General features: G+C 36.8%; 16 protein-coding genes. 12 read left to right on the top strand and 4 right to left on the bottom strand.

Going from position 1 to position 22,430, the window contains the following annotated elements; genetic code table 11:
• The first annotated feature begins 100 nt into the window (after nucleotides 1-100).
• The 8 genes from phaC (at nucleotide 101) to ND2E_RS19150 (ending at nucleotide 9,284) form a co-directional block, all read left to right on the top strand.
• Nucleotides 101-1,864: a class I poly(R)-hydroxyalkanoic acid synthase gene (gene phaC, locus ND2E_RS19180; RefSeq protein ID WP_033092156.1), complete on the top strand. Its 1,764-nt coding sequence runs from the start codon at nucleotides 101-103 to the stop codon at nucleotides 1,862-1,864.
• 184 nt (nucleotides 1,865-2,048) lie between these two features.
• Nucleotides 2,049-2,480 carry a polyhydroxyalkanoate synthesis repressor PhaR gene (phaR, locus tag ND2E_RS19175; protein ID WP_033092157.1) on the top strand — a complete coding sequence of 144 codons (432 nt, stop codon included), beginning with the start codon at nucleotides 2,049-2,051 and terminating at the stop codon, nucleotides 2,478-2,480.
• 104 nt (nucleotides 2,481-2,584) lie between these two features.
• The gene (gene phaP / locus ND2E_RS22295; protein ID WP_052056191.1) at nucleotides 2,585-3,304 is read left to right on the top strand and encodes a TIGR01841 family phasin; all 720 of its coding nucleotides are present in this window, start codon (nucleotides 2,585-2,587) and stop codon (nucleotides 3,302-3,304) included.
• Between the two features lie 184 nt (nucleotides 3,305-3,488).
• A complete protein-coding gene (gene phaP / locus ND2E_RS19170) occupies nucleotides 3,489-3,860 on the top strand; it encodes a TIGR01841 family phasin (RefSeq protein WP_033092158.1) in 372 nt (123 codons plus the stop codon).
• A gap of 233 nt (nucleotides 3,861-4,093) precedes the next feature.
• Complete coding sequence (gene phaP, locus ND2E_RS19165) at nucleotides 4,094-4,465, top strand: TIGR01841 family phasin (protein ID WP_033092159.1); 372 nt, start codon at nucleotides 4,094-4,096, stop codon at nucleotides 4,463-4,465.
• Nucleotides 4,466-4,870: 405 nt separating this feature from the next.
• Nucleotides 4,871-5,969 (top strand): peptide chain release factor 2 gene (gene prfB / locus ND2E_RS19160; protein ID WP_190277793.1). Its coding sequence is split into 2 segments (ribosomal slippage): nucleotides 4,871-4,945 and nucleotides 4,947-5,969, totalling 1,098 coding nucleotides; the frame shifts between segments, so codons are not numbered across the junction.
• A gap of 50 nt (nucleotides 5,970-6,019) precedes the next feature.
• Nucleotides 6,020-7,594, top strand: a complete 1,575-nt coding sequence (gene lysS, locus ND2E_RS19155; RefSeq protein ID WP_033092160.1) for a lysine--tRNA ligase — start codon at nucleotides 6,020-6,022, stop codon at nucleotides 7,592-7,594.
• 343 nt (nucleotides 7,595-7,937) lie between these two features.
• A complete protein-coding gene (locus ND2E_RS19150) occupies nucleotides 7,938-9,284 on the top strand; it encodes a sodium-dependent transporter (RefSeq protein ID WP_033092161.1) in 1,347 nt (448 codons plus the stop codon).
• Between the two features lie 124 nt (nucleotides 9,285-9,408).
• Here ND2E_RS19150 and ND2E_RS19145 read toward each other — a convergent pair whose 3' ends face one another.
• Nucleotides 9,409-10,101, bottom strand: a complete 693-nt coding sequence (locus tag ND2E_RS19145; protein WP_033092162.1) for a TIGR01621 family pseudouridine synthase — start codon at nucleotides 10,099-10,101, stop codon at nucleotides 9,409-9,411.
• A 78-nt stretch (nucleotides 10,102-10,179) separates the two neighbouring features.
• Between ND2E_RS19145 and ND2E_RS19140 the strand changes: the two genes are divergently transcribed.
• From ND2E_RS19140 to ND2E_RS19130, 3 genes are all read left to right on the top strand, one after another.
• The gene (locus ND2E_RS19140) at nucleotides 10,180-13,059 is read left to right on the top strand and encodes a M16 family metallopeptidase (RefSeq protein ID WP_081961953.1); all 2,880 of its coding nucleotides are present in this window, start codon (nucleotides 10,180-10,182) and stop codon (nucleotides 13,057-13,059) included.
• 156 nt (nucleotides 13,060-13,215) lie between these two features.
• Nucleotides 13,216-14,805 carry a glutamate--cysteine ligase gene (gshA, locus tag ND2E_RS19135; protein ID WP_052056192.1) on the top strand — a complete coding sequence of 530 codons (1,590 nt, stop codon included), beginning with the start codon at nucleotides 13,216-13,218 and terminating at the stop codon, nucleotides 14,803-14,805.
• A gap of 1,469 nt (nucleotides 14,806-16,274) precedes the next feature.
• A complete protein-coding gene (locus ND2E_RS19130) occupies nucleotides 16,275-16,895 on the top strand; it encodes a transglycosylase SLT domain-containing protein (protein ID WP_317628119.1) in 621 nt (206 codons plus the stop codon).
• A 334-nt stretch (nucleotides 16,896-17,229) separates the two neighbouring features.
• Here the strand turns inward: ND2E_RS19130 and ND2E_RS19125 are convergent, their stop codons facing one another.
• From ND2E_RS19125 to ND2E_RS19115, 3 genes are all read right to left on the bottom strand, one after another.
• Nucleotides 17,230-18,516, bottom strand: coding sequence for an HlyC/CorC family transporter (locus ND2E_RS19125; RefSeq protein WP_033092164.1), 1,287 nt, complete (start codon nucleotides 18,514-18,516; stop codon nucleotides 17,230-17,232).
• Nucleotides 18,517-18,615: 99 nt separating this feature from the next.
• On the bottom strand, nucleotides 18,616-19,413 hold the full coding sequence (locus tag ND2E_RS19120; protein WP_052056193.1) for a cytochrome C assembly family protein: 798 nt from the start codon (nucleotides 19,411-19,413) through the stop codon (nucleotides 18,616-18,618).
• Between the two features lie 115 nt (nucleotides 19,414-19,528).
• Entirely contained in the window at nucleotides 19,529-20,629 is a 1,101-nt protein-coding gene (locus ND2E_RS19115) for an SO_0444 family Cu/Zn efflux transporter (protein WP_033092165.1), read from the bottom strand.
• A gap of 378 nt (nucleotides 20,630-21,007) precedes the next feature.
• Between ND2E_RS19115 and ffh the strand changes: the two genes are divergently transcribed.
• Nucleotides 21,008-22,408 (top strand): signal recognition particle protein, encoded by a 1,401-nt coding sequence (ffh, locus tag ND2E_RS19110; protein WP_033092166.1) that lies wholly within the window; start codon nucleotides 21,008-21,010, stop codon nucleotides 22,406-22,408.
• The last annotated feature ends 22 nt before the right edge of the window (nucleotides 22,409-22,430 follow it).

The raw sequence follows: 22,430 nt of genomic DNA on the forward strand, positions 1-22,430 counted from the left end.
TTTGTAAATTGTTTATTAAGAATTTTAAAATATTTCTACTTTTAATTTGAGATAGCTATAGACAAATAAATTATAACCAAATCATTTACAAGGATATATTATGGAATCAAGTCAGCAAAATGAGGTAATTGATTTTTTAGAGCAATACTCAGAAGTGTTTAACACCATGGTCAAGCAGGTTTTAACCGATTCTGATAAAGAAAACTTAAATTCAATGATGGACTCAGAGAAGCTATCTCAACTTTTATCTAAGGGAGTCAAGGTTGATACAGCGATGTTATTTAATAAACAAATATCTTTCATGAATCAACAAGCCGAACTTTGGCAAAACGCGACGAAAGCATTACTCGGTACAAAAGTTGACCCTGTGGTATCTGAGGAGCGCAACGATAGAAGATTTAATGATAGTGAATGGTCTGAAAATCCGGTTTATAACTATTTAAAACAATCTTACCTTTTAAATTCAAACATGATGCAAGAAATGGTTGATAGTCTGCATTTTGATGATCCTAAGGCTGAAGAACAAATAAAGTTCTATACTCGTCAATATATCAATTCTGTATCCCCAACTAATAATGCTTTAACAAATCCTGAAGTATGTCGAGACATATTAGAATCCAAAGGTGAGAACCTCATTAAAGGCTTGCAAAATTTTATGCAAGACTTACAACAAAGCCCTGCTGAAGCACTTAAGATTTCTCAAACTGATACTGATGCATTTACTTTAGGGGAAAACTTAGCTTACACCCCAGGTGATGTAATTTATCAAAATGATTTAATTCAGCTGATACAGTACAAAGCGACGACTAAAAAAGTAAATGAAGCCCCTTTATTGTTTATTCCACCTTTCATTAATAAATATTATGTCTTAGACATGGATGAACAAAAGTCACTCATTAAGTGGTCGGTAGAACAAGGGCACACAGTATTTGTTATTTCATGGGTAAATCCTGATGCAACGCTTTCTGAAAAAGGCTTCAGTGATTACATGAAAGAAGGTCCTATTGCAGCACTCGACGTTATCGAACAAGTAACAAAATCGAGTAAAGTGAATGTTGTCGGTTATTGTATTGGTGGGACCTTGTTGGCTACCACGCAATCTTATTTGTTAGCAAAAGGTGATACGCGGATAAATTCATTGACCTTTTTGACAACATTGCTCGACTTTGAAGAGCCTGGCGAAATAGGTGTTTACCTTTCTGAGCAAATGTTACCTTTTTTGAAAAAGAACATTAAAGAAAAAGGAATACTTGATGGCCGTGTGCTTGGCTTAGCTTTTAGCATGTTACGTGAAAATAGCTTGTTTTGGTCGTATTTTGTAAATAATTACCTCAAGGGGAAAGATCCTGCTCCATTCGATATTTTATACTGGAATAGTGACTCTTCAAATTTGCCAGCAGAAACATTTAATTTTTATATGACAAATACTTATCAAGAAAATAATTTGATAAAAGATGGCGTTGTAGAAGTTGATGGCGTTGCTATTGAGTTAAGTAAAATTGATACGCCCAGCTACTTTTTAGCAACAATTGCAGATCATATTGTTTTGTGGAAAGCATCATACCAGGGTACTAAAGCACTATCTGGACCTACACGCTTTGTTTTAGCGGGGTCTGGTCATTTAGCTGGTGTTATTAATTCTGTCGATCATGGTAAATATCCACACTGGGTTAATGATGAACTTTCTGACTCGGCAGAGCATTGGTTTGAAGGAGCAACTAAAAAAGATGGCTCTTGGTGGACAGATTGGCAAAGTTGGTTACTTCCACAATCAGGAAAGCAAGTCACTGCACGTAAGCAAGGCTCAAAAAAATATGCAAGTATTGAAGCTGCCCCTGGCAGTTATGTGAAAAAACGCATTTAGCTACCTAATAGGTATTCTTAATTACCTTTTTTAATGATTCACTTGTACAATTGATATAAAAGGCGGCCATGCAGGTCGCTTTTTTTATCGATAGTATGTCTGTTATACTACTGGCAAAGAATTCTTCTGTTAACGTGTTCGCACCATAGCGTAAGTAAAATTTAAAAACCAACCGGGGTTACCGTTGATCATAATTAAAAGATATCCAAACCGCCGTCTATATGACACAACAAAGAGTCATTATGTAAACTTGGATTACATACGAGAATTAGTTATAGGGAATCAAGAATTTAAAATAGTGGATTCAAAAACAGATGAAGATAAAACGCGTAGCATACTAATTCAAATTATCAGTGAAGAAGAAACCAGCGAACGTCAATCCTTATTAACTAATACGTTATTGAAGCGATTGATTTGTTTTTATGGCAATGACAATCAAGACTATCTACAACAATTTCTTGAACAAAGTTTATCTGCTTTTATTGAACATCAAGATGAAATTTTGAAACTGAGTAATGATATTAATAAAAATTCACCTTTTGGTTTATTCAGCAGTATCGTTGAACAAAATATGAATATATGGGCTAAATTTCAGAAACCGACAGATAAAAAGTAGCATTTTGTTGCACCGCAACAAAATAAAGATTGACTCCAAATTAAAAAATTGATTAAATTCTCATCAGATAATGCTGCTTTGCAGCAAAACTTTAGGAGAAGTGCATGTTTAATCAATTTACAGAGTTATTTCAGACCTCATTAACACCAATTGAAAAATTGGTTGAATTAAATATATCTACAGCAAGTACTGTTGCACATCAGCAAGGATTGCTCGTTGCCAGCTTGATCGACGACAGTATTTCATTTAGCCAGCATATACCTGTAACCACAGATATTACTGAACTAGTTGCTCAGCAGTCAAAATTTAATACTGATGTTCAGAGTCAATTGACTGAAGCAATCAAGCAAACATCTGAAACCCTTTCCAAGGCTCAAAAAAATGCTGAAACTATTTTCGGTGAGTCCTTATTAGTATTTACAACTCAAGTTAATAAAGCTTCGACTGAAGAACAAGCCCTTGTACCAAAGGCACTTATTAAAGAAAACTCTCAGGCAACGCGAGAAGTAGTAGTTAAAGCAAAACCAAAAGCCGCTATTAAAGCAGAGTCAAAACCAGCAGTTAAAGCAAAACCAAAAGCAGCAGTTAAAGCAAAGCCAAAAGCAGTTGTTAAAGCAAAACCAAAAGCAGCAGTTAAAGCAAAACCAAAAGCAGAAGTTGAAGCAAAGCCAAAAGCAGCAGTTAAAGCAAAGCCAAAAGCAGAAGTTAAAGCAAAGCCAAAAGCAGTTGTTGAAGCAAAGCCAAAAGCAGTTGTTGAAGCAAAACCAAAAGCAGAAGTTAAAGCTGAGCCGAAAATTGAAGTTAAAACTGCCGCTAATAAATAGTTGATATAAATAGGTTAAAGCCTTTAAGAATAAGGTTTTTTATAGCGAAGCGTTATGTGTTTATGGAAGATAAATATACTTTGATGCGGCGCAGCAAAAAAACTATTGACGACCATATTTTGACCGATTATACTGGCTTAAATCACTCTGCTGCTATGCAGCATATTAAAAAGGAAACTTGATTATGTTTACACAATTAACGGAACAATTTACAACTGCAATGAAATCATTCAACAATGAAGAGCAGTTCTCTACAGCAATGAAACCATTTAATAGCCTGGTAGAAATTAATAGTAAAACGGTTGAGCAGCTAATCAATCAGCAAGCTGCTTTAATTACTACAATTATGAATGATAGCGTTGCACAAACTAAAGCGCTATCTGAGCAAACAGATTTAGCAGCAGCAATTGAATCGCAAAAAGCTTTCACTGAAGAGCTCCAAGCGAAAGTGTCAGCTTCAGCTAAAGAAGCTTATGATGTGGTAACTAAAACGTCTGAAGAAGTGACTAACCTAGTTAAAGACTCTGTGGCGGAAGCAACGACAATTGCCAAGTAATTTATCTATATAGAAGAAGTAGCTTTTTGTACTTCTGCTCAAAAAGCCAGTATGTTAATACTGGCTTTTTCATTTGCTGATATTATTAAATTATTAGCGTAATCAATTGTATAAAGTTGTTTTGATGCGGTGCAGCAAAGAGTTGTTGACCATTGTCTTTTTGCTAGGTATACTCAGTTTAAATCTAATTGCTGCGCCGCAGTATAAAACGAAATGGAATAGGAATTTTAATTATGTTTACTCAATTAACTGAACAATTAACAAATCAATTTACCACTGCGATGAAATCTTTTAACGATACAGCGCAAGTTGAAAATGCAATGAAACCATTGAATAGCTTGGTAGAATTGAATACTAAAACGGTTGAACAATTAATCAGCCAACAAACAGCTTTAATTACGTCGATTTTAAATGACAGTGTTGCCCAAACCAAAGCATTATCATCACAAACTGATTTTACTGCAGCGGTTGAATCACAAAAATCATTTAACGAAGCACTTCAGGCTAAAGTTTCAGATTCTGCAAAAGAAGCTTTTGAAGTTGTTTCAAAAACATCTGAAGAAGTGACTACGCTAGTTAAAGATGCTGTAAAATTTGATAAATAATAATGGCAACTAGCACTTAGTGCTTTAGCAGTCATTTGTGAAAGGCCAGTATGATTCCATACTGGCCTTTTTTATTGCCCACATTTAGCAGGTATCAAATAAAAAAGGATCAAACCAGTAGTGCTTCATAGTTAATTAGCGGGCATAACAATAGAATCAAAATGAATTAGACAATTTAATAACAATAAAGCTTAAAAAATAGGGCACTTAGTTCGTGTGATTGATTTTATTTTTGCTTTTATTAAAAATTATATATTTTTCATAAAAGCGCTCTATGTTAGTCGTTTATTTACTGGCCTTTTTACGCTACAATGCGCGACTATTTTTTTAATTATCCTAACGAGTGAAATCGTTAAAAAAGATATATTTAAAAAGACATATTTGAAAACTTATTTTTGAAGGCTTATGTTCGAAACAAATCCTATATTAAGTAAATTAAAAGAAATCCGTGAACGCGCTAATCTGCTTCGGGGGTACCTTTGACTATGATGTTAAAGCTGAACGATTAGTTGAAGTCTCACGAGAATTAGAGCTTCCTGAAATATGGAATGAACCAGAGCGAGCTCAAGCGTTAGGAAAAGAACGCAGTGCACTTGAAGAAGTGGTAAATACCATTGTTGAACTTGAAACTGGCTGTGAAGATATCGAAGGCTTGGTGGAGTTAGCAGTTGAAGAAGAAGATCAAGAGACCTTTGATGATGCAGAAGTTGAAGCACAAGCTCTTGATGCGGTATTAGAAAAGTTAGAGTTTCGCCGTATGTTTTGTGGTGAGCAAGATGCCAATAACTGCTATTTAGATATTCAATCTGGCTCAGGTGGCACCGAAGCACAAGATTGGGCCGAAATGCTAATGCGGATGTATTTACGTTGGGGTGAGGCACACGGTTATAAAACTGAAGCTATTGAAGTTACTGATGGTGATGTTGCTGGCATCAAAGGCTGTACCATTAAATATACCGGCGAATATGCTTTTGGCTGGTTACGTACAGAAACAGGTGTACATCGCCTAGTACGTAAATCACCTTTTGATTCATCTGGTCGTCGTCATACCTCATTTGCTTCAGCGTTTATTTACCCTGAAATCGATGACAACATTGAAATTGATATTAATCCTGCTGATTTACGTATTGATACGTTTCGCGCATCAGGCGCGGGTGGTCAGCACGTTAACAAAACAGATTCAGCCATTCGTATAACACATGAGCCTACCGGCGCTGTGGTTGCTTGTCAGGCCGATCGCTCTCAGCATAAAAACCGTGCTACAGCGATGAAGTTATTAAAAGCAAAGCTGTATGAAATGGAAATGCAAAAGCAAAACGAAGGCAAACAAGAATTAGAGGACGGTAAGTCAGATATAGGGTGGGGCAGTCAAATTCGCTCTTATGTGCTAGATGATAGCCGTATTAAAGATTTACGCACGGGTGTTGAAAACAGAAACACTCAAGCCGTGTTAGACGGCGACTTAGACAAATTTTTAGAAGCTAGCTTGAAGTCTGGTTTATAAAATAATTAATTTAAATAATTGAAAAATTAAAGATAACGTTGAGAAATAAAATGACAGATAAAGCCAATAATGCACCCGTAGCACAAGATGAGAATAAGTTAATTGCTGAGCGTCGTGTGAAACTTGAAAAAATTCGCTCTAATTGTTCAGCTAATGGTTTTCCTAACGATTTTAATCGTGAGCATTTAGCTGCTGAGATTCAAGCAGAACATGGCGAAAAAACCAAAGAAGAGCTTGAAGAGTTACAAGTAACTTATGCTATTGCTGGTCGTGTTATGGCAAAACGTGGACCATTTTTAGTGATACAAGACTCATCAGGCCGTATTCAAGGTTATGCTGAAAAAACAGTACAAAAAGAAATACGCGCTAAATGGGGGTCATTAGATATTGGTGATATCGTTGGTGTTAAAGGTATTTTACATAAATCAGGTAAAGGTGACCTTTATGTGAACATGGAAGAGTACTCACTATTAACTAAGTCATTACGTCCATTACCAGAAAAATTCCACGGTTTATCAGATCAAGAAATGAAGTATCGTCAGCGTTATGTTGATTTAATTATCAATGAAGATACCCGTAATACCTTTAAAGTCCGGTCAAAAATTGTTGCTGGTATTCGTAACTTTTTAACTCAACGTGATTTTATGGAAGTTGAAACACCTATGTTACAAATCATACCGGGTGGCGCTACCGCTAAACCTTTTATGACGCATCATAATACGTTTGACCTTGATATGTATTTACGTATAGCACCAGAGCTTAACTTAAAACGTTTAGTGGTTGGTGGTTTTGACCGTGTTTTTGAAATCAACCGTAGTTTCCGTAACGAAGGTATTTCAACACGTCATAACCCTGAATTTACTATGATTGAGTTCTACCAAGCTTATGCTGATTACCATGACTTGATGAATACTACCGAAGAAATGTTACGCACTATTGCCCAAGACGTATTAGGTACTACCACTATACGTAATACCGTTAAAAATGCTGAAGGCGAAGTAGTAGAAGAAAAATTCTATGACCTTGGCAAACCATTTGCGCGCCTATCTATGGTTGATGCAATCTTACAATACGGTAAAGATCATCGCGGTGCTGAGCAACTTGATGAAGCTGCCTTACGTGATCCAGAAAACAACTTTGATGCAATCAAGGCAATGGCAAAAGCGGTTGGTGTTAAGGAAGGCGATGCTGCTAAAGTATGGGGTCCTGGTAAATACATTTGTGAAATTTTTGAAGAAGTCGCTGAGCATTTATTAGATCAACCAACATTTATTACAGAATACCCGTGGGAAGTGTCACCACTTGCTCGTCGTAATGATGAAAATCCATTCATAACTGACCGTTTTGAATTCTTTGTTGGTGGTCGTGAATTAGCCAATGGTTTTTCCGAGTTAAACGACGCAGAAGATCAAGCTGAACGCTTCCAAAAACAAGTCACAGAAAAAGATGCCGGTGATGATGAAGCCATGCATTATGATGCTGACTATATCAACGCGTTAGAATATGGTTTGCCGCCAACAGCAGGTGAGGGTATTGGTATTGATCGTCTAGTAATGTTATTCACTGATTCTCCTTCGATTAAAGATGTAATTTTGTTCCCGCATATGCGTCCTGAAGCAGAATAACGATTATATCAACCTGTTTTGCTAGTAAAGCTTGAGTACTAAAAGTCTTAGCCCTGTGTAAAGTCTGTAAAAAGAGCTATACACAGGGCTTTTTTACTTTTTAATATTTAACTCTATTTTTCTTTACCGTAATTGCGTAGATTAGTGTTCTTATAAATGATCGTTATTATAAAAATAGTGCAATTATAAAAATAAAAATAACCTTGAGAGAATTATATATACCCGCTCCACTTGATGATGCATGATTCAGCTGAAACGAGCACCTTCAAGTGGAGCGGGTATAGAGCGTTACTCATAGGTAAATAGCTAGCAACGATAGTTCATAAGAAATTTGGGGAATTGAATGGGTGTTTCAAGAGGCGGCTTTAGTTCGCGTTTCGGTTTTATTATGGCGGCGGCAGGCTCTGCCGTTGGTTTAGGTAACATTTGGGGATTTCCAACACAAACAGCGAGCAATGGTGGGGCTGCTTTTGTTCTAGTTTATTTAGTTTTAGCCTTCTGTTTAGCATACCCTGCTTTTATGGCTGAGTTATTAATTGGCCGATATGGTCAGGCAAATGCTGTTAGTAGTATGCAAAAAATTGCGCGCAATACCGGACAAAAACGTTTTGGTTTTGTGGTTGGTTTTGGCGGTATTATTTGTGCGGCACTTATTTTAAGTTTCTATAGCATCATCGCAGGTTGGATGATGTCATACGCAATTGAGCCTCTCGCTAGATTAGCTGGGTTTACGGGCGAAGCCGACTGGTTGATAAACCACTCTTTAACACGAAATATTATTTTTACTGCACTCTTTATGGGGCTAACCATCTTTATCATACGCCGAGGTGTTGAAGAAGGTATTGAAAAATGGTCGAAACGTCTTATGCCTATGTTAATAGGTTTATTGATCTTACTGATTATTTATGTTTTTACCCTTGATGGCTCACGAGAAGGTTTTAATGCTTATTTAAATCCTGATATTTCTCGTGTATTTGAACCCGATCTGTTAATCAGTGCTTTAGGGCAAGCGTTTTTCTCTTTGTCTTTGGGTACTAGTGTAATGATCATTTATGGCTCTTACATTGCGAAAAAAGAGAATTTGGTTACCTTGGGTGCACAAGTAACCTTGATAGATGTTTCTATTGCCTTCTTAGCAGGTTTATTGATTATCCCTGCCATGTATGTTGCTCAAGCACAAGGTGTCGCAATATTTGCAGAAGATGGCAGCCTCATTTCAGGATCAAATTTAGTATTTACCGTATTACCTGCACTATTTTCTGGTATGGGGAAAGTAGGTCTTTTCGTTGCTTTTGGCTTTTTCGTGTTAATGTCAATAGCGGCACTAACTTCAAGTATATCAATGCTTGAAGGCCCTGTGTCTTTTGTTGTTGAGCGCCATGATACGCCACGTGAAAAAGCAACGACTTTAATAGGCTTAGCTATTTTAGTCTTGAGTATACTAATCGTAATTAACTTGGATTGGATGCTAGACTTTGTTGCTACCTTATCAACACAATATGGCCAACCAATTATTGCCATGCTTTGTTGCGTATTTGCTGGTTGGATCTGGCATAGAAGCGATGTTTTATCAGAGATAAAGCAAGGTAATATCGATGTTGAACACAGCCTATTTTGGAAGGTTTGGCCTTGGTATACTAAGTTTATTTGCCCAACGGCCATTGGTTTAGTGTTCTGGCACTCATTATAGGCAATTGTTAATCTAGTTTGTTTACCTAGCGGCCATCGATTTAGTTTTATGGCCCCAGTGTAAAGAAGTTATTACATTAGTTGAGTCGTTTTCAACTAGCAACTATTAGTCGCTGTATTTTGAATTAAAGCCTTGGCCAATTTAACCGCCAAGGTTTTTTTATTGCTGAAAATTGGTGAGTTATTTCAGGAGTGGCAAAGAACTGTCCCGTAGAGGGAAGAGAGGTAAACTCAAAACATTCTCCTAAGTAAGTAAACTTTAAAGCAAAAGCATGTAAATAGCCTCTGTCTGCTTGCGATGTTGTGTAATACAAGGGATCACCAACAATAGGCGCACCTATACTTGCTAAAGCAACACGTAGCTGATGGGTTTTGCCTGAGTGCGGTTTTAACAGATATAACCGTTGTTTATTAGGCACACTATACGAGAAAAATTGGGTTATCGCAGGGTTTTCCATCGACCTCAATAACTTAAACATTCCTCGTCGGCTTTTGGCCATATCACCTTTAATCAATCCCTGCTTTTTACTGGGTTTTTTATCACCAATCGCTAGGTAGTACTTTTCGATATCGTGATCATTAAATAGCTGACCAAAAATTTGTGCGCAGGTTAAGCTTTTGGCAAAAATAACCAAACCTGACGTCATCTTATCTAATCTATGTACCGGATATAACTCAGCGTTTTTATTTTGGCTTTGTATTTGCTTTTTCACCAGAGAAAACAATCCTGAGCCAATGTCACCTTCGTCATGGAAGTTTACGCCTGTGCCTTTATCAACAACAATAAAATCATGATGTTCTGCAATAGTTTTATACATTTAAATTAACCGAGTAGTCTTTATGTTTGCTATGATAATTCAAACTTTTCCTTTTTACTCTTTTTACAGGACGTTATTTTGCGACAATCTCCTCAAAACCGTTTTTCTGCACAGATAATAAATAAATTTAGGATCACAGCTATAGCTGCTACTACGGCATTATTGTTTGCTTGTAGTAGCCAAGAAACTATCACCTTACCGACAGGCGTTAGTTTGGTTGAAACGGTTACCGCTCAGCAAGATACCATTAATATTCCTTTTAAAAAGTATAAATTGGCCAATGGTTTAACTGTTATTTTGCATCAAGATAATTCAGATCCTTTGGTACATGTTGATGTTACCTATCATGTTGGCTCGGCTCGTGAACAGCTGGGTAAGTCGGGTTTTGCACATTTCTTTGAACATATGATGTTTCAAGGCTCTCAAAATGTTGCCGATGAGCAGCACTTTAAAGTAGTGACACAAAGTGGCGGCGACCTAAATGGTACCACTAACTCTGATCGTACCAACTATTTTGAAACAGTGCCTAAAAATCAGTTAGAAAAAATGTTGTGGCTTGAGTCTGACCGTATGGGCTTTCTACTTGAAGCAATTACGCCTGAAAAATTTGAAATCCAACGGGCGACAGTAAAAAATGAGCGTGGACAAAATGTAGATAATCGACCTTATGGCCGATTAAATGAAACCGTTAATCAAATGATTTTTCCACGCGAACATCCATATTCATGGCCTGTTATTGGTTACATGTCAGATTTAGATCGTGGCACAGTAACAGATTTAAAAGAATTCTTTTCTCGCTGGTACGGCCCAAATAATGCCGTAATTACCATTGGTGGCGATATTGATGAAGCGCAAACCCTTGCTTGGGTAAATAAGTACTTTGGTGGCTTAAATGCAGGTCCTAAGGTAGAAAATATCGCTAAATCGTCAGTGACATTAAGCGAGAATCGTTATTATTCTTTTACCGACAATGTTTCTTTACCTTTATTATATATAAGCTTTCCTACAGTTTATGGCATGCATGAAGATGAGCCAGCTTTAGATGTACTTGCTAATATTCTGGGTAGTGGTCCAACATCTCTACTTTATAAAAACTTAGTTAAATCAGGTGTTGCGGTGCAAGCTGGCGCTAGCCACCCCTGTCGGGAACTCGCATGTCAACTGAGCTTCTATGCACTACCAAATCCACAACAAGGATTATCATTAGCAAAAATTGAACAAGTCATTAATGATACCTTAGTTGAGTTTGAAGAGCGCGGTGTTAATGCCGATGATTTATTGAAAACCAAAGTTGGGATTGAAACGGGTACTATTTATGGTTTGCAAAGTGTTTCAGGAAAAGTATCTAATTTAGCGCATTATCAAACTATGTTAGGAGATGCTAATTACACTGAGCAACAAGTTGCCCGGTATAACAGAGTAACCAAAGCAGATGTTATGCGGGTATTTAAGAAATATATTCAAGGTAAAGGTGCCGCAATACTATCAATTGTGCCAAAAGGTCAAGAAACATTAGTTACTCGGGAAGATAACTTCACTTTACCGGACGTAAGTAATCCTGCAAAACTAGCGCAGCTTGATACACCTATCATGAAAAATACGAGTGACTTTGACCGTAGCATTATGCCTAGCTCTACTGCTAACCCACAAATTACCGTACCAAGTTTATGGCGTGATACTTTTGATAATGGCATTGAAATCATAGCGACTAAAAATAGCGAAACACCGACTATTAGTTTACTTCTAAGTCTTGATGGTGGTGTATTACTTGATTCGGTTGATAAAGCAGGCTTAGCAAGTTTAACAGCAAGTTTGATGAATGAAGGAACGACTGTCCACAGTAAAGAAGAATTATCAAATGAATTAGCTAAACTGGGCAGTAATATTTCGATTGGGGCATCGGGACGTAATACATACATTAAAGTGAATAGCTTAGTTAAAAACTTCGATGCTACCTTAGCGTTGATGAATGAAATGATGTTTAAGCCTGAATTTGCAGAAGATGATTTTAATCGCGTTAAAAATCAGTTAATTCAAGGGTTAGAGCAAGGTAATAAAGACGCTCGTACTTTAGCTAGCAATGCCTTGAAACAGGTAACTTATGGTAAAGGCAATCGCTTTGGCTTAGCTGATAGCGGCACTATTGCTACCGTCTCTGCGATTACCCTTGATGACATTAAAGACTTTTATAAAACATACTTCTCGCCAGCTAAAGCGAGTTTAGTTGTTGTTGGTGATATAGATAAAGTTGAATTATTAACTAAGCTTGCGCCATTAAAGGCATGGCAAGGTAAAGACTATACTGTCAATGGCGATTATAACTTTCCTGAGGTAACACCAAATATACTTTACTTTGTTGATTTACCAAATGCTAGCCAATCAGTGATTAAGCTTTCACGTAGAGCAATGACTTATGATGCGACGGGGGATTACTTCAAAGCGACGTTAATGAATTACCCATTAGGCAGTGCGTTTAATAGCCGTATCAATTTAAATTTACGAGAAGATAAAGGTTATACCTACGGCGCATCGAGCTACTTCGCTGCTGGTAAATCTTTAGGTCGTTTTAGTGCAGGCGCGAGTGTTAAAAAAGAGCATACTTATGATGCTATGGTTGAGATAGAACAGGAATTGAAACATTATCAACAAGATGGCTTAACAATGAGCGAGGTGATATTTATGCGCCAAGCTATTTCGCAAAACGAAGCATTGAGCTTTGAGACGCCGAGCCAAAAAAGTGGTTTCTTAAGACAGTTGTTGCAATTTAATTTGCCAGTTAATTATGGTGAAGAGCAAAGCAATATCATAAACAACATAAGTATTGAGCAATTAAATGCCATTGCAGCTAATGAATTATCAAAACCCATGCAATGGATTGTTGTAGGGGACGGTCAAGTAGTTAAGCCTCAACTTCAAAAGCTTGATATTGAAGTCGTAGATCTCGAGCTAGCCAAATAAACTATTTACTAAATAAAAATAGTTAAGTATTGAAAAACACTAACAGCCCCCTTATTTATATGACTATCTATAAGGGGTTTTTTGCTTTATACCCTTTACTCGCTAAATACTAAACTAAGCTAATAGTTAGGTTAATTAGTATATATAGGAATTATTTTGAAACTATCATTAACTGATTATATTGGCGCTTTTAGCCAAAATGAAAATTTGGCTGCCATTGCTGGTATTGGGCGCGGTATAGAGCGAGAAGCATTGCGAATATTACCAGAAGGTAAGTTATCGGATCATGGCCATTATCATCAACTCGGTTCAGCGCTGACCCATGGACAAATAACCACTGATTATTCAGAGACTTTACTTGAGTTCATTACGCCAGTTAGTTTTTCTCCCGAGCAAACTATCGCACAACTTCAAGATATTCAAAAATATACCTTTGATAATATAGAAGGTGAATTATTATGGCCGATGAGTATGCCTTGCTTTGTTGACGATGCTGAAAAGATACCTTTAGCGCAGTATGGTAGTTCAAATATTGGTAAAATGAAGACAGTATATCGCCAAGGCTTGAAAAACCGCTATGGCTCTATGATGCAAGTCATCTCAGGAATACATTTCAATTTTTCATTCTCGCAAGACTTTTGGCAAGTGCAGCAAAGTTTGCACCAATCATCGGGTGAGAAGTCATTACCCCTTGATGACTTTATTTCTGAACGCTATTTTTCCATTTTAAGAAATTACAAACGCTTTTGTTGGTTAATCCCATACTTATATGGAAGCTCTCCTGCCATCTGTGCATCTTTCTTACAAGGTAAGGAGCATAAGTTACCATTTAAAAGATCGGCTTTTGGTGCGCTTTACCTTGAGCATGCAACATCATTACGCATGAGTGATTTAGGCTATACCAGCTCAGAGCAATCAGCGCTAAAAATTTGCTATAACAATTTAGCGGATTATGTCGATGGCGTTCAGCAAGCTATTAAACTTAAATCTAATGACTTTGCCAACATTGGTATAAAGGTTGACGGCCAATACCAACAGCTGAATGATAACGTATTGCAAATTGAAAATGAGCTTTATGCACCTATTCGTCCAAAACGTGTTGCAAAACCAGGAGAAAAACCTTCTGATGCTCTTGGCAAGCGTGGTGTTGAATACATCGAAGTAAGAGCACTTGATGTTAATCCTTTTTCAGATACTGGTATTAGTCTTGAGCAAGTTCACTTCTTAGATATCTTTATAACATTCTGTGCTTTTGTTGATAACAAAGAGTTTGATTGCACGCGCCAGAAAATCCATGAAGATAATATGAATGAAGTTGTGCTTCGTGGTCGAGACCCTGAGCTCTTGCTTAGTGATGCCAATTGTTGTGGTGAAGTTAAACTTAAATCGATTCCTGTGTGGGGTAATGAGTTATTTGAGCAGATGAAGCAGGTTGCCCAGCTGCTAGATAAGTCGTATCAAACCAAAAAATATAGTGAAGCCATTGTGCGTGAGCAAGCTAAAATTAATGATTCAAGCTTAACTCCTTCTGCACAGCTGTTATCTATTATTCAAAAGCAATCTTTATCTCAGTTTGCCTTAGATAAAGCGAGTGAATATCAACAAGAAGCAAAAAGTCGTGCTTATCAGTCTTATGACCAAGCGTTTTTTGATGAAAGTGTGCCAGTCTCTCACAAGGCGCAAAAAGATATTGAAGCTGACGATAAACTCAATTTCGATGACTTTTTATCAGATTATTTTGCTTAAAAACTAATTGAAAATATTGATATTAATTATGCTGGAAAGAATAAATACGAAGCAGTTGAGATAAAAAAAGCGCGTCAAGACGACGCGCCGGTTATTTAAGCAAACAAAACTTAAATCAAATGAAAGCAATCCAGGGAAGAATGTTTCATTAAATAAGAGGACTAAATTATTAATAAGTTCACTTTATTTACAATATTTTCACTCCCATATATCCCCCGCCAGAAAAATTCATTTAAATCGCATAGTTAAACCTATTTCGGAAATAAATTATATTTGATTGATGCAACAAGCTACTTATCTAAGTGATATGACTCATGAAATGCTATGACTGACGAGAAAAAATATTGTGGTTATACAGCCATAATGAATTTTTAGGCAAAAAAAAGCGCCCAACTACAAATAGAGGACGCATAAAACATGAAATATTACTAATAACTAGGGAATAACATAACTGTTAAGTAAGAGTGCGAGTTTGCAGTTTAGTTCACATTATTTTTAATCTTTTTTTACGTCTACCCTAAATTTTAAAGTTGAATGTTTTATTACGCTAAGTGATTAATAGCATAGTAGTTATTTGGCAGTCCTTAATTTAGGCATAAAAACGTTAACTACCCATGTTAGAAAGCAGAATGTAAATAACATGAAACGTCACTAAAAAGGGCGGAATAACATTACTGTTATTTGGCAGTACTAAAAATTAGGCAAAAAAAACGCTCAACTAATAAATTGAGCGCATATAACATGAAACGTCACTAAAAAAGGGCGGAATTACATTACTGTTATTTGGCAGTACTAAAATTTAGGCAAAAAAACGCTCAACTGCTTATTAAAGACAGCAGAGTGCTTATAACATGAAACGTCACTAAAAAAGGGCGGAATAACATTACTGTTATTTGGCAGTACTAAAATTTAGGCAAAAAAAAACGCTCAACTAATAAATTGAGCGCATATAACATGAAACACTAAGGGAATAACATAACTGTAAAGTAAGAGGACTATTTTATTAATTAGTTCAAATTATTTTTAAGAAATTTATATATTTCTTTTAACGTTGTGAAACTTCACTAAAAAGGGCGGAATAACATTGCTGTTATTCCGAGTACTGTTATTTAGAAGTACTAAATTTAGACAAAAAAAACGCTCAACTGCTTATTAAAGACAGGAGAGCGCATATAACATGAAACGTCACTAAAAAGGGGCGGAATAACATTACTGTTATTTGGCAGTACTAAAATTTAGGCAAAAAAAACGCTCAACTAATAAATTGAGCGCATAAAACATGAAACACTAAGGGAATAACATAACTATTAAGTAAGAGTGTTGTACTGATAAATAGTTCCAATATTTTTTAAAGAATTATAAATTATTTTTTTTATCAAATTAAACTGATAATTTTATTGGCAAAAACTGCCATTGATTGACTATTTCTGTCATTATTAATGACAAATTATAATAACCGTTATTTGTTTATGTCTTCATGTAAAACAGCATTGTTAACAGCTGCGAGTGTTTTATTACTCTCAAGTTGCGCAACTCCACCGCCGAAAAATCCAGAGAATATATGCGAGATCTTTCGTGAACACAGGGATTGGTATTTTGCAGCCAAAGATACGCGTGAACGTTGGGGAGTACCAATACATGTGCCTATGAGTATGATGTATCAAGAAAGCTCTTTTCGTCATGATGCAACGCCCCCTATGGATTATTTATTTGGTTTTATCCCTTGGGGAAGAGTAAGTAGTGCATATGGCTACTCACAGGCTAAAACAATGACGTGGAAAGATTATATTAGGGAAACAGGTAATTCAGGTGCAGATCGTGATGATTTTGATGATGCGATAGATTTTATGGGATGGTTTATTTTCAAAACTCAAAAAGTTAACGGCGTATCTAAGTGGGATGCGTATAGTCAGTATCTGAATTATCATGAAGGTTGGGGAGGCTTTAAGCGTAAAAGTTATAAAAAGAAACCTTGGTTGGTTAAAGTTTCGAGGAAAGTAGATAGCCGTGCTCGACGTTATAGTAGCCAACTAAAAAGTTGTGAAAAAGATTTAGACCATGGTTGGTTATGGCGATTATTCTTTGGTTAAAGTGGACAATATTATAAATGCAGAATGACATTATTTAGTCAGCTAATTTATACGTTTAATAATCCAACAAGGGCATAAAGCTTGCCAATTTGTTAATTTTGCAATGAAATTCGGTAAAGGCTAGGTATGATAACTGCTTCAAGAATAGCTAGCATTTTCATAAAAAAAATAGAAAAAAAAGTCTGGTTTTTTGTTAAATAATTGTTGAAATAGCTAAAGGCTGCTGTTGATAGGGTTGGCTATTGTTATCCACAGAAATTGTGGAAAGCTAATGAGGATTGTTGAAACCCTTATTCTGTGGATAACTTTGTGATTAACTTTTATGTTGCCTTAATTACTCTTCTTCTGGACTTTCATCGATAAAGTGATCAGGCATAACCCGAACCGTTTTTATCATATTGTCTGCTACGTCAATGATTTCGACAGGGTAACCAGAAATACGTAAGCTAATATTGCTTTGAGGTATCTCTTCCAAATACTCGATAATCAAGCCATTAAGGGTTTTAGGGCCATCTGTGGGCAATTGCCATGACATCTCTTTATTAATATCACGAATACTGGCGCTGCCATCAACTAAATAGCTACCATCAGGCTGCAAGGTTACTTCATCGCTAGTCGTTGGTGTCATGGTAGTGGTGAAGTCACCAACAATTTCTTCAAGTATGTCTTCTAACGTCACTAGACCTTGAATATCACCATATTCATCAACGACTAATCCTAAACGTTCTTTAGCATGTTGAAACTTCAATAATTGAATGTTTAACGGTGTGCCCTCAGGGATAAAGTATAATTCACGAACTGCTCTGAGTAATGTTGCCTTATTGAACTGACTTTTTGATAACAGTTTTAAGGCATCTCGGGCATGGATATAGCCAACAACATCATCGATACTATCTCGGTAGAGTAATACCCGTGTATGGTTAGCTTGAGTTAGCTGTTTTTGTATTTTTTTCCAATCATCGTTAACGTCAATGCCTACCAACTCACTACGAGGTATCATAATATCTTCAACGGAGACTTTTTCTAAGTCTAAAATACTGACCAGCATATCTTGATCTCGCTGGTGTAATAAAGCACCTGACTCGTTCACTACGGTTCTTAACTCTTCACTACTTAAGCTATGTTGTTCTCTTTGCTCTGCATTGATGCCTAAAACCATCAAAAAGCCATTGGTGATCCAATTGACAACAACGACAAGTGGGAAAAGTAATTTCAGTAAAAGTGTTAATATAATGGAGCTGGGAAAGGCTATTTTTTCAGGATATAAAGCTGCTAATGTTTTTGGTGTTACTTCTGCGAAAATGAGAATAACCAAGGTTAATACTATAGTGGCAATTAAAATTCCCATATCACCGAATAAGCGTAAACCAATAACAGTTGCAATAGCTGAAGCTGCGATATTAACTAAATTATTACCGATAAGAATTAAGCCGATAAGGCGATCTGGACGATCGAGTAGTTTGCTAACTCGTCTAGCACCTTTGTGTTTTTGTTTTTCGAGATGACGCAATCGATATCTATTTAATGACATCATGCCGGTTTCAGAGCCTGAAAAATAGGCCGAAATCAGTATTAAGATGCCAAGAATGGTAAAGAGCATCTGGGTGGATATACTGTCCAAAAAGGTAATTTCCTTTTCTAAGGGGTAAAAAATAAAGTCACACTGCTAGCTTATACTAGCAGTGTGACTGCGACAAGAGTGGCGATAAATAGTGATTATTTATAAAATAAATTCTTTAACGAATCGGCTGCCAAAATAAGCGAGAGTTAGTAAAGCACTGGCACTCACCATTAATACTAGTACTCTGTGACCACGCCAACCTTTTTCAAAATGTCCCCAAAGAATTAAACCATAAATGGCAAATGACAGCAGTGATAGTATTGTTTTATGCGCATTTTCTTTCGCTAAAAAACCATCTAAAAAAACAAAACCAATGATTTGGCTGATAAATAGGATTGCAGTGCCGACGGTTAATATACTAAAAAGCTGCTTTTCCACTTGCATAAGCGGCGGTAAATGAGCCACTGCGGTCAAGTTTTTACTTTTGAGTTTCAAATTGATATAGGTCACTTGGAACGCATATAAAGTCGCGATAATTAAAACACAATAAGCAACTAGGGCGAAAGTGATGTGGCTTAGTAAAATAACTTTTTCTACTACTAATGGAATAGAGTCAATCGGTGGAATAAAAAGAATGACTAATTGCCATAACCCCGTGAATCCATATATTACTGGCAGTAATAAATTCACTTTAAAGCGCAATGATACTAAGGTAACGGTTATGGTAATAATGAGGCTAACTAAGGATATTACATTGGGTAAATTAAAGTTAATTGTGTCTTGAGAGAAAAATAACAAACCGTCATTAAAACTATGCACAATGATAGCCGCTGCAGCTAAACTTAAAACTAAGGTGATATTCGGTCCTTTAGGATGGAATAATCGTGTAACGATTGCCAGTGTAGCAAGTATATAAAGCAAGAATGCTAAACTTGAACCTATAACCAAAAAATTCACTTAAAACCCCTAAAAAAACTGAAAATATGCATTAAAAAATTGATTCTATCAGATAATATCTTTTGCGCCATGTGATTAGCACAAAGTATTGACTTAAAGTAAAGAAAGCTGAAGCTTATTTTATCAATAAGCGCCTTAATGGCTTTATTGATAAAAAGGCTATGAGTGCCGCACAACTTAAGCCAAACCATTCGGGTAAAAGTTCATGGCTATGCTTCATTTGATCACTAATGCTGATATCATAAAAACTCAATGAAAAATCGAGTAATAATGCGAAACCAATTGCACACAGCGCCACACCAAGTAGGTATCTAATCAGTACCGCAGTTCCCATCTCATGGCGAATAACGCCTAAAGTTGAAATATTAGTTGCAGGGCCTGCCATCATAAACACTAAGGCTGTCCCTGGTGATAACCCTGCCATAATAAACCCTGCTGCAATAGGAGTTGAAGCAGTGGCGCAAATATACATGGGAATTGATATCAAAATCATCAATAGCATAGCGGGTAAACCGCTGCCATAACTTAATAGAAACTCTTGAGGTAAAAAAGTTCGCACTATTGAAGCAAAAATTAAACCAATTAACAGCCATATAATTATATCGTCGATCAGTTTAGTTGCCGCATAATAAACCCCTTGTTTGGTTTTGCTGACAAAGGCGTTTTCAGTCATGACAGGCGTAGCTTTTTTATTGCCACAACAAGACGATGTGCTTTTAGTTGTCTCTTCTATTTTTACTTTTTCTTGATTACCGCAGCATCCTGTCTTTTTGTTTTGTTGCTGAGTTGCAACTGTTTTTTTCTCTTCATCTTTAATTGTCGCAACTAATAATCCGGTAATGATTGCAGACATAATTGCAGCAATGGGTCGATAAACAGCAAATACAGGGCCGAGTAATGCGTAGGATACCGATACTGAATCAATGCCTGTTTCTGGTGTTGCGACTAAAAATGAAGACGTTGCAGAAGGTGAAGCGCCACTTCTCCTTAGCTCTGTTGCCACAGGAATAACTCCGCAAGAACAAAGAGGTAGTGGTGCGCCAATAAGTGCTGCTTTTATGATGGCAAGTTTTCCTTGGCCTAAATGTTTACTCAATACTTTACTAGGCACCCAAGCCTTCATTAGCCCAGCAATTAATAATCCTAATAATAGCCAAGGGCTGGCTTCAGCACTTAAGTTGAGAAAATTTATTGTTAAGGCGGTTAGCTGTTCCATAAAATACCTAGGTCTCTCTCTGAGACTTAAAAGAAAATCACCGCTACTATACCATGACAGCGGTTAACGCTAAGCCTATTTTATTCATTTTTATAGTGACTAAGCCACATGTATACCCGTTATCAATCAATATGTATGTTTCAGAGTGCTTGAGCGCTTCTTCGATGGAGCTAAAATTGATTTAGCCGGCGTTATTCATTTGAACAAGGGATTAACCATTGTTTAAAATGAATGCCTTGGCTAAAACATTTTTAGTACCCACTGAAATCACGCACTTTGAATGATTACGGCTATATAGCTATCTGCTGTCGCATCTTAGAAATATTTGGGTATAATAGCAGCATTAATTTTATCCATTTTTCGCTGTTAGAGTATTTCATGTTTGACAATCTTTCCGAACGCTTAAGTAAAACGCTTAAAAACATTAGTGGCCGTGGCCGTTTAACCGAAGACAATATCAAAGATACCTTACGCGAAGTGCGTATGGCATTACTTGAAGCTGACGTAGCTTTACCTGTTATTCGTGAGTTTGTCGCTAAAGTTAAAGAAAAAGCTGTTGGCACTGATGTTTCTAAAAGTCTCACACCTGGGCAAGTTTTTGTTAAAATTGTACAACAAGAACTTGAATCTGCCATGGGTGAAGTCAATGAAGCTCTTGACTTAAGAGCAGCACCGCCAGCCGTTGTATTAATGGCTGGTTTGCAAGGTGCAGGTAAAACGACTTCTGTAGCCAAGTTAGCAAAATTTTTAACAGAACGAGAAAAGAAAAAAGTATTAGTAGTTAGTGCTGATGTATATCGTCCGGCAGCTATAAAGCAGCTTGAAACATTAGCTGAAGAAATAAATGTTGGTTTCTTCCCAAGTGATATCAAGCAAAAACCTATTGATATTGCTAATGCCGCCATTGATCATGCTAAGAAAAACTTTTTCGATGTACTTATAGTCGATACTGCAGGTCGTTTGCATATTGATGAAAGCATGATGGGTGAAATTCAACAGCTTCATGCTGCTATCAACCCGATTGAAACTTTGTTTACTGTTGACGCTATGACGGGGCAAGATGCTGCAAATACAGCGAAAGCTTTTAACGATGCGTTACCACTAACAGGTATTATCTTAACTAAAACCGACGGTGATGCTCGTGGTGGTGCTGCTTTATCAATTCGTCATATCACTGGTAAGCCTATTAAATTTATGGGTGTTGGTGAGAAGATAGAAGCTCTTGAACCTTTCCATCCAGACAGAATTGCCTCTCGTATTCTTGGCATGGGTGATGTGCTTTCACTCGTTGAAGAAATTGAGCAGAAAGTTGATAGAAAGCAGGCAGAGAAATTAGCTAAAAAAGTTAAAAGTGGTAAAGGCTTTAGTTTAGAGGATTTTCGTGACCAGCTTGTTCAAATGAAAAATATGGGCGGCATGACGGGCATGATGGGTAAGTTGCCTGGTATGGGTAACATGTCTGATAAAATTAAAGATCAAATGGATGATAAAATTACCGTGCAAATGGAAGCGATTATCAACTCTATGACGCCTGGTGAACGTGAACGTCCTGATATTATTAAAGGTTCTCGTAAGCGTCGTATTGCTAATGGCTCTGGTACCCAAATTCAAGATGTAAATAAGCTACTTAAGCAATTTACTCAAATGCAAAAAATGATGAAAAAAATGTCGGGTAAAGGCGGAATGAAAAAGATGATGCGTAGCATGCAAGGCATGATGCCACCTGGCGGTGGTGGCATGGGCGGCATGGGCGGTGGCGGTGGCATGTTCGGCCGTTAGTTTTATTACAAACTCACTTCAT

Source organism: Colwellia psychrerythraea (genome assembly GCF_000764225.1).
Taxonomy (GTDB): Bacteria; Pseudomonadota; Gammaproteobacteria; order Enterobacterales; family Alteromonadaceae; genus Colwellia; species Colwellia psychrerythraea_D.